This is a genomic window from Pseudomonas sp. V98_8 (assembly GCF_029967975.1).
Lineage (GTDB): Bacteria > Pseudomonadota > Gammaproteobacteria > Pseudomonadales > Pseudomonadaceae > Aquipseudomonas > Aquipseudomonas umsongensis.
In genome coordinates, this window is sequence record NZ_JASCAE010000008.1 from 1 (window position 1) to 8,247 (window position 8,247).

Consider the following 8,247-nt stretch of genomic DNA (forward strand, 5'->3'; position numbering starts at 1 on the left):
TCCTCGGTGTGGACCGCCGACGTCGGCCGCGCCCATCGCCTGTCGGCGCGCTTGCAGTACGGCTGCACCTGGGTCAACACGCACTTCATGCTGGTCAGCGAAATGCCCCATGGCGGGCAGAAGTTGTCGGGGTATGGCAAGGACATGTCGATGTATGGGCTGGAGGATTACACCGTCGTGCGGCATGTGATGTTCAAGCACTAAAAATCAAACGCTTCGCGAGCAGGCTCGCTCCCACAGTTGATCGAATTTCCCCTGTGGGAGCGAGCCTGCTCGCGAATATCGCATCGCCAATCCCCAGCCATGCGCTACAAGGTTCTCTGGCTGTTGCCGATGCCCTTGGCAATGTCGATCCCCCAGTCCATCGCCGCTTCCATGTCCAGCATATGGGGTTTTGGATCGTGGTTTTCGTCAATGACCGAGCCGTCCGGCCGGTAAACACCGATGAACATTCCCAATGAGCCGTCCTTCAGTATCTCGGCCTTGACCTTGATGCTGCATCCGTTCGAAAGCGTCTCCTTGTGCTCGATATGGCGCTCAGTCATTGCTGCTCCCCTCCCACGATTGATTTCGGCCTATCGGCAATGCTAGCTCAGCCGCCTGCCAAGCGCCGATCGAGGCGACGGCCACCGCGCCCTGACAGCGGCGCAATGGCACCTATACTAGAGGCCACCTCCCCCCCAAGGGGCTGCACTCCCAACAACAAAAAAGCAGAGGTGGAACATGGTCTGGCAGCAAATCTACGATCCGTTCAACAACCCGGTGCTTTCGACCCTCATGGCAGCCGTGCCGGTGGTGGTGATGCTCGCAGCCCTGGCCTTCTTCCATGTCAAGGCACACCTGGCGGCACTGTTCGCCCTGGCCTCGGCCCTGGTGATCGCGATTTTCGCCTTCGGCATGCCCGCCGGCATGGCCGGGTCGGCGGCGCTGTACGGTGCCGCCAACGGTTTGTTGCCCATTGGCTGGATTGTGTTGAACATCATTTTCCTGCACCGGCTGACGACCGAGAACGGCTCGTTCAAAGTGCTGCAGGACTCTCTGGCGCGGATCACCGACGATCGCCGCCTGCAATTGCTGCTGATCGCCTTCTGCTTCGGCGCCTTTTTCGAAGGCGCCGCGGGGTTCGGTACGCCGGTGGCGGTGACCGGGGCGATCCTCATCGGCCTGGGCTTTTCACCACTGGCCGCTTCGGGCCTGGCGCTGATCGCCAATACCGCCCCCGTGGCCTTCGGTGCGCTGGGTACTCCGATCATCACCCTGGCCAAAGTCACCGGGCTTGATGAAATGGAGCTGTCGATGATGGTCGGTCGGCAACTGCCATTCTTCTCGGTCATCGTGCCCTTTTGGCTGATCTGGGCCTTCGCCGGCTGGCGCAAGATGCTGGAAATCTGGCCGGCGATCCTGATTGCCGGGGTCAGTTTTGCCATCCCGCAGTTCATCGTGTCCAACTATCACGGGCCGATGCTGGTGGACGTGATCGCCGCGCTGATCTCCATGGCCTGCCTGACGGGTTTCCTCAAAGTGTGGAAACCGGCCACCGTGCATACCTCCGCTGCCCTGTCCGGGCGCGTCGATAACTCGGCCATCGCCGAGGAACATGACGAAAAACCAGTCGCGAGCGCAGCCTTTGCCAGCGACGCCAAGCCCGCGGTGATGCGCGCCTGGATGCCGTGGATCATCCTCACGGTCTTCGTTTTCGCCTGGGGGACCCAAGGGTTCAAGAACATGTTCGACACCCGCCCGGCGATCGATCCGGCCACCAGCGCGGCCAAACTGGATCCCCAGGGTAAACCGTTGCGCGAGGCCAACCCGATTTTCGCCCCGGTCCTGACCTTCACCACGATTCATCAGCAGATCGAGAAGGTTCCGCCCGTGGTGCCTGCGCCGAAAACCGAAGACGCGATCTACAAGTTCACCTGGTTCACTGCCACCGGCACCGGCATTCTGCTGTCGGCGATCCTCGGGGGGCTGTTGATGGGCTACTCCATCCCGCAGCTGATCCACCAATACCTGCGCACGCTGTGGGTGGTGCGCTATTCACTGATCACCATTACCGCGATGCTCGCCCTCGGGTTTCTCACCCGCTACTCGGGGCTGGATGCGACCATGGGCCTGGCCTTTGCCGCGACAGGAGTTTTTTACCCCATGTTCGGCACCCTGCTCGGCTGGCTCGGCGTGGCGCTGACCGGCTCGGACACCGCCTCCAACGTGCTGTTCGGCGGCTTGCAACGGGTGACTGCCGAGCAACTGGGGCTCAGCCCGGTATTGATGGCCGCCGCCAACAGTTCCGGCGGGGTCATGGGCAAGATGGTCGACGCGCAGTCGATCGTGGTGGCCTCCACCGCCACCCGCTGGTATGGCCATGAAGGGGAGATCCTGCGCTATGTATTTTTCCACTCGATCATCCTGGCGATCCTGGTCGGCGGCCTGGTGACGTTGCAGGCCTATGTCGCACCGTTCAGTCATATGGTGGTGGGCGGCCATTGATCGGACAACCCGGGCAATCACCCAAATGCTGTTCACTGTAGGAGCGAGCATGCTCGCGATGGACTCAAGTACGCTGCGTTTAGTCAGTAAACACGCGTTATCGTTGACGACCATCGCGAGCATGCTCGCTCCTACAGTGACCCAGCATTACGGCAATCGCCCGGGCTTTCATGAACGGAGTATCGTAAAACGACTATGAATATTCTCTACGATGAACGCGTTGATGGCGCTCTGCCAGAGGTCGACAAGGCCGCGCTGTTGCAGGCCTTGCGCACGCAGTTGCCCGACCTGGAAATCCTGCACCAGCAGGAAGAACTCAAGCCGTACGAATGCGACGGGCTGAGCGCCTATCGCACCACGCCGATGCTGGTGGTGCTGCCGCGGGACATCGCCCAGGTCCAGGGCGTATTGCGCCTGTGCCACGCACGCCGGGTACCGGTCGTCGCCCGGGGTGCCGGTACCGGCCTGTCTGGCGGCGCCTTGCCCCTGGAAAAAGGCGTGCTGCTGGTGATGGCCCGCTTCAACCAGATTCTGCAGATCGACCCTGCCGCCCGTACCGCGAGGGTGCAACCGGGGGTGCGCAACCTGGCGATCTCCCAGGCCGCCGCGCCGTTCGGCCTGTACTACGCGCCCGACCCTTCCTCGCAAATCGCCTGCTCGATTGGCGGCAACGTTGCCGAAAACGCCGGCGGCGTGCATTGCCTGAAATACGGCCTGACCGTGCATAACCTGCTCAAGGTCGACATCCTCACCGTCGACGGCGAACACCTGACCCTGGGCTCCGACGCCCTGGACTCTCCTGGCCTGGACCTGTTGGCCTTGTTCACCGGCTCCGAAGGCATGCTCGGGGTGATCACCGAGGTCACGGTCAAATTACTGCCCAAGCCGCAGTCCGCCAAGGTGCTGCTGGCGGCGTTCGACTCCGTGGAAAAAGCCGGCCGCGCTGTCGGCGACATCATTGCCGCCGGCATCATCCCGGGCGGCCTGGAGATGATGGACAACCTGGCCATCCGCGCTGCCGAAGACTTCATCCACGCCGGTTACCCGGTGGAGGCCGAGGCCATCCTGCTGTGCGAACTCGACGGCGTCGAAGCCGACGTGCGTGACGATTGCGACAGCGTGCGCCAGGTGCTCGAGCAGGCCGGCGCCACCGAAGTGCGCCAGGCCCGGGATGAGGCAGAACGCGTTCGCTTCTGGGCCGGACGCAAGAACGCCTTTCCGGCAGTGGGCCGCCTGTCGCCGGATTACTACTGCATGGACGGCACCATCCCCCGTCGTGAGCTGCCGGGCGTGCTCAAGGCCATCGCCGAACTCTCGGCCGAATACGGCCTGCGGGTAGCCAACGTGTTCCATGCCGGCGACGGCAACATGCACCCGCTGATCCTGTTCGACGCCAATACACCGGGCGAACTGGATCGCGCCGAGGCCCTGGGCGGCAAGATCCTCGAGCTTTGCGTGAAAGTCGGCGGCAGCATTACCGGGGAACACGGCGTAGGCCGGGAAAAGATCAATCAGATGTGCGCGCAGTTCAACAGCGATGAGCTGACCCTGTTCCACGCAGTCAAGGCGGCCTTCGACCCCGGCGGACTGCTCAATCCCGGCAAGAACATACCGACCCTGCACCGCTGCGCCGAGTTTGGCGCCATGCATGTGCACGCAGGAAAACTGCCCTTCCCCGACCTGGAGCGTTTCTGATGCACCCACCTGCTGATCTCGATGACAGCACAGCGCTGCTGGAGCAGGTCAACCAGGCGTTGGCCAACGCCACGCCGCTGCGGATTCAGGGCGCCAACAGCAAGGCATTCCTGGGCCGCGTGACGGCGGGGGAAATACTCGATACTCGATCGCACCGGGGCATTGTCCGCTATGACCCGACGGAACTGGTGATCACGGCGCGCTGTGGCACGCCGCTGGTGGAACTGGCAAGCGTGCTGGACGCCGCGCAGCAGATGTTGCCCTGCGAACCGCCGGCCTTCGGCGATGACGCCACCGTCGGCGGCATGATCGCTTGCGGGCTGTCCGGACCGCGCCGGCCGTGGTCGGGGTCGGTGAGGGATTTCGTGCTGGGCACGCGGGTGATCACCGGCCTGGGCAAGCATTTGCGTTTCGGTGGCGAGGTCATGAAAAACGTCGCCGGTTACGACCTGTCGCGCCTGATGGCCGGCAGTTACGGTTCCCTGGGCCTGATCACCGAGGTCTCGCTCAAGGTCCTGCCCAAGCCCCGGCAGACCCTGAGCATCAGCCTGCAAATGAACGTCGAGCAAGCTTTGCTGCGCCTGGCGGAATGGGGCCAGCAACCGCTGCCGATCAGCGCCGCCTGTCATGACGGCGAGTGCCTGCACCTGCGGCTCGAGGGCGGCGAAGGCTCGGTGGCGGCGGCCCACGATCGTCTGGGCGGCGAGGTGCTCGACGCTTCGTATTGGGCCGATCTCAACGAACAGCGCCTGGCGTTCTTCGACGAAGACCAGCCACTGTGGCGCCTGTCCGTGCCCAACAATACACCGAGCCTGTCCCTGCCCGGTCGGCAACTGATCGATTGGGGTGGTGCCCAGCGCTGGCTCAAGTCCGATGCCCGGGCAACGTTCATTCGCCAGGTCGTCGCCGAGGCTGGCGGGCACGTCACCTGCTATAGCCACGGGCTCACGGATACGCCCTTCCAGCCACTGCCCGACGCGCTGTTGCGCTACCACCAGCGCCTCAAGCAGCAACTCGACCCCCAGCGCATCTTCAACCCCGGACGCCTGTACGCGGAGTTATGAATCATGCAGACCACCTTGAGCGAACGCGCCCGCCGACTGCCCCGCGCCGAAGAAGCCGACAGCATCCTGCGCACCTGCGTGCACTGCGGTTTCTGCAACGCTACCTGCCCGACCTATCAGTTACTCGGCGATGAGCTCGATGGCCCGCGCGGGCGCATCTACCTGATCAAGCAGGTGCTGGAAGGCAACGAGGTCACGGCAAAGACCCAACTGCACCTGGATCGCTGTCTGTCGTGCCGCAACTGCGAGACCACCTGCCCGTCGGGGGTCGATTACCATAACTTGCTGGACATCGGCCGCGCCGTGGTCGATGCAGCGGTGCCGCGTCCGATCGGCCAGCGGCTGTTGCGCGAGGGGCTGCGCAAGCTGGTGCCGCATCCAGACCTGTTCAAACACCTGGTCAACAGCGGCCAGACACTGCGCGCGCTGCTGCCCGGTACGCTGCAGGGCAAACTGCCGCGCAACCTCCCGGTGCCCAAGCAGCGTCCCGCCACCCGCCATGCCCGGCAGGTATTGATGCTCGAAGGTTGCGTGCAGCCCGCACTGTCGCCCAATACCAACGTGGCTGCCGCCAGGGTGCTGGACCGGCTGGGCATCAGCGTCATGCCGGCCCGCGAGGCCGGGTGTTGCGGTGCCGTGGATTATCACCTGAACGCCCAGGCGGCCGGCCTTGATCGTGCCCGGCACAACATCGACGCCTGGTGGCCGGCCATTGAACAAGGCGCCGAGGCCATCGTGCAAACCGCCAGCGGGTGTGGTGCCTTTATCAAGGATTACGGGCACCTGCTCGAACGCGATCCAGCCTATGCCGACAAGGCGAAAAAGGTCAGCGCGCTGGCCCGGGACCTGGTGGAAGTATTGCGCGACGAACCGCTGGAACAACTGGGCATCCACAACGCCCACCGCGTGGCGTTCCATTGCCCCTGCACCTTGCAGCACGCGCAAAAACTCGGTGGCGCGGTGGAGAAGCTGCTGATCCGCCTTGGGTTCAACCTAACCATTGTTCCAGACAGCCATTTGTGCTGCGGTTCGGCAGGCACCTATTCGCTGACCCAACCGGAACTGGCCCGGCAACTGCGCGACAACAAGATGAATGCCCTGGAAAGCGGCTACCCCGAAGTCATCGTCACCGCCAATATCGGTTGCCAGTCGCACCTCGACGGCGCGGGCCGCACCCCCGTCCGGCACTGGATCGAACTGGTCGAAGACGCCCTGTCCCAATAACGCCCACTGGAGAACGCCCATGAACCGCAAAGCCGTCCTGAGCCAGGTCGAAGTCAGCCGGATCCTCGTTGCCGCGCGCACCGAAGCCCAGGCCAACCAATGGCCGGTGACCATTGTCGTGGTCGATGACGGAGGGCATCCCCTGGCCCTCGAACGCCTCGATGGCGCCTCGCCCATCAGCGCCTACATCGCTCTCGAAAAAGCCCGTACTTCGGCCCTGGGGCGGCGCGAATCCAAAGGCTATGAAGAGATGGTCAATGGCGGGCGCACGGCCTTTTTGTCGGCACCGCTGCTGACCTCGCTCGAAGGCGGGGTACCGATCACGGTCGACGGCCAGGTGATCGGCGCGGTCGGGGTGTCCGGGGTCAAGGCCGAACAGGATGCACAAGTGGCGAAAGCCGGGGCGCAGTGCCTCGGTTGACCACAGGGCATGTCGCTGCAAGAGCCATCAATCCGCCGAAGAGGAAGCGCACCGATGCCCCGTCTCACTGCAAAAGACTTTTCCCCGCAACTGCTGGAACTCTACGACTACTACGCCCATGGCCTGATCAACCGGCGCGAATTTCTCGACCGCGCCGCGCTGTTCACCCTGGGTGGCTTGACCGCCAGTGCACTGCTGGCGTCCCTGAGCCCGGATTACGCCCTTGCCGAACAGGTCGAATTCACCGACCCGGACATCATCGCCGAGTACGTCACCTACCCCTCCCCAAAAGGTAACGGGCAGGTGCGTGCCTATCTGGTGCGCCCGGCAAAAGCCGCCGGCAAGGTCGCGGCGGTGGTGGTCGTGCATGAAAACCGTGGGCTCAACCCTTACATCGAAGACGTGGCGCGGCGCTTGGCCAAGGCCGGTTTCATCGCCCTCGCCCCGGATGGCTTGAGCTCGGTCGGCGGCTACCCGGGCAACGACGACAAGGGCCGTGCACTTCAGGAAAAGGTCGACCCGCAAAAGCTCATGAATGACTTCTTCGCCGCCGTCGAGTGGATGATGAAACATCCCGACTCCAGCGGAAAAGTCGGTATCACCGGTTTCTGTTATGGCGGTGGCGTCACCAATGCGGCAGCCGTGGCTTACCCGGAACTGGGCGCCGCCGTGTCGTTCTACGGCCGGCAACCGGACGCCAAGGATGTGCCCCGGATCAAGGCGCCGGTGATGCTGCACTACGGTGAACTGGATACGCGCATCAACGAAGGCTGGCCCGCCTATGAGCAGGCGCTGAAGGCCGGCGGCAAGACCTATGAAGCCTATATCTATCCCGGCGCCAACCATGGCTTTCACAACGACTCCACGCCGCGTTATGACGAGGCGGCGGCGAAGCTGGCCTGGGAGCGGACGCTGGGGTGGTTTCGTAAATATCTGGTGTGATTGAAGGTTGGATTGGGTGTATATCCGTTGCAGAGGTAACGGCCACTCAGGGTTTCGCCCTTACGGCGAGTCACTTGGAAAAACGGAACGCCGGGGGGCAAGAAAATCAAAAGCCAAAGCAACAGCGAGGCGGCCTTACAGCCGACCTGATCGCAGGTCTGTTCGCGTTCCCCCTGTGGGAGCGAGCCTGCTCGCGATGGTCGTCAACGATAACGCGCCCTTTCTGGATGAGCGCGTTGTCTGGACATTTTTCGCGAGCAGGCTCGCTCCCACAGTGGATTGGGGATATCTGGAAAAGTCAGGTCGGCTTTAAGGCCGCCTCGCTTTTGTTTTTGATCTGGGCGCCCCGTTAACCACGATGGCCCATCGCGGCGACCCACGGAGCAATGCCGGAGAGAGGGCATGCCGAGCCCT

Annotated in this window: 8 protein-coding genes; 7 read left to right on the forward strand and 1 reads right to left on the reverse strand. The window is 63.3% G+C overall.

Annotation, left to right across the window (positions count from 1 at the left end; translation table 11 throughout):
• On the forward strand, positions 1-204 hold a 204-nt coding region (locus tag QLG10_RS07630), incomplete at its 5' end, for an aldehyde dehydrogenase family protein (RefSeq protein ID WP_282486526.1).
• Positions 205-308: 104 nt separating this feature from the next.
• Here the strand turns inward: QLG10_RS07630 and QLG10_RS07635 are convergent.
• On the reverse strand, positions 309-545 hold the full coding sequence (locus QLG10_RS07635) for a hypothetical protein (RefSeq protein ID WP_020801332.1): 237 nt from the start codon (positions 543-545) through the stop codon (positions 309-311).
• Positions 546-723: 178 nt separating this feature from the next.
• Here QLG10_RS07635 and QLG10_RS07640 point away from each other — a divergent pair, with 178 nt between their 5' ends.
• From QLG10_RS07640 to yghX, 6 genes are all read left to right on the forward strand, one after another.
• Entirely contained in the window at positions 724-2,487 is a 1,764-nt protein-coding gene (locus QLG10_RS07640; protein ID WP_282486529.1) for an L-lactate permease, read from the forward strand.
• Between the two features lie 195 nt (positions 2,488-2,682).
• Positions 2,683-4,182, forward strand: coding sequence for a glycolate oxidase subunit GlcD (gene glcD / locus QLG10_RS07645; RefSeq protein ID WP_110750519.1), 1,500 nt, complete (start codon positions 2,683-2,685; stop codon positions 4,180-4,182).
• Positions 4,182-5,246, forward strand: coding sequence for a glycolate oxidase subunit GlcE (glcE, locus tag QLG10_RS07650; protein WP_188265619.1), 1,065 nt, complete (start codon positions 4,182-4,184; stop codon positions 5,244-5,246). The genes glcD and glcE overlap by 1 nt, the downstream gene beginning before the upstream one ends.
• Before the next feature lie 3 nt (positions 5,247-5,249).
• Entirely contained in the window at positions 5,250-6,470 is a 1,221-nt protein-coding gene (gene glcF / locus QLG10_RS07655) for a glycolate oxidase subunit GlcF (RefSeq protein WP_282486537.1), read from the forward strand.
• Between the two features lie 19 nt (positions 6,471-6,489).
• Entirely contained in the window at positions 6,490-6,891 is a 402-nt protein-coding gene (locus QLG10_RS07660; protein ID WP_110750525.1) for a heme-binding protein, read from the forward strand.
• Positions 6,892-6,945: 54 nt separating this feature from the next.
• Positions 6,946-7,833, forward strand: coding sequence for a YghX family hydrolase (yghX, locus tag QLG10_RS07665; protein WP_188265617.1), 888 nt, complete (start codon positions 6,946-6,948; stop codon positions 7,831-7,833).
• Positions 7,834-8,247 lie beyond the last annotated feature (414 nt).

Bases quoted from the DNA above. Each gene is read 5' to 3' on its own strand.
- glcD (WP_110750519.1), top strand. From the start codon at position 2,683: ATGAATATTCTCTACGATGAACGCGTTGATGGCGCTCTGCCAGAGGTC.
- QLG10_RS07660 (WP_110750525.1), top strand. From the start codon at position 6,490: ATGAACCGCAAAGCCGTCCTGAGCCAGGTCGAAGTCAGCCGGATCCTC.
- glcE (WP_188265619.1), top strand. From the start codon at position 4,182: ATGCACCCACCTGCTGATCTCGATGACAGCACAGCGCTGCTGGAGCAG.
- QLG10_RS07640 (WP_282486529.1), top strand. From the start codon at position 724: ATGGTCTGGCAGCAAATCTACGATCCGTTCAACAACCCGGTGCTTTCG.
- yghX (WP_188265617.1), top strand. From the start codon at position 6,946: ATGCCCCGTCTCACTGCAAAAGACTTTTCCCCGCAACTGCTGGAACTC.
- QLG10_RS07635 (WP_020801332.1), bottom strand. From the start codon at position 545: ATGACTGAGCGCCATATCGAGCACAAGGAGACGCTTTCGAACGGATGC.
- glcF (WP_282486537.1), top strand. From the start codon at position 5,250: ATGCAGACCACCTTGAGCGAACGCGCCCGCCGACTGCCCCGCGCCGAA.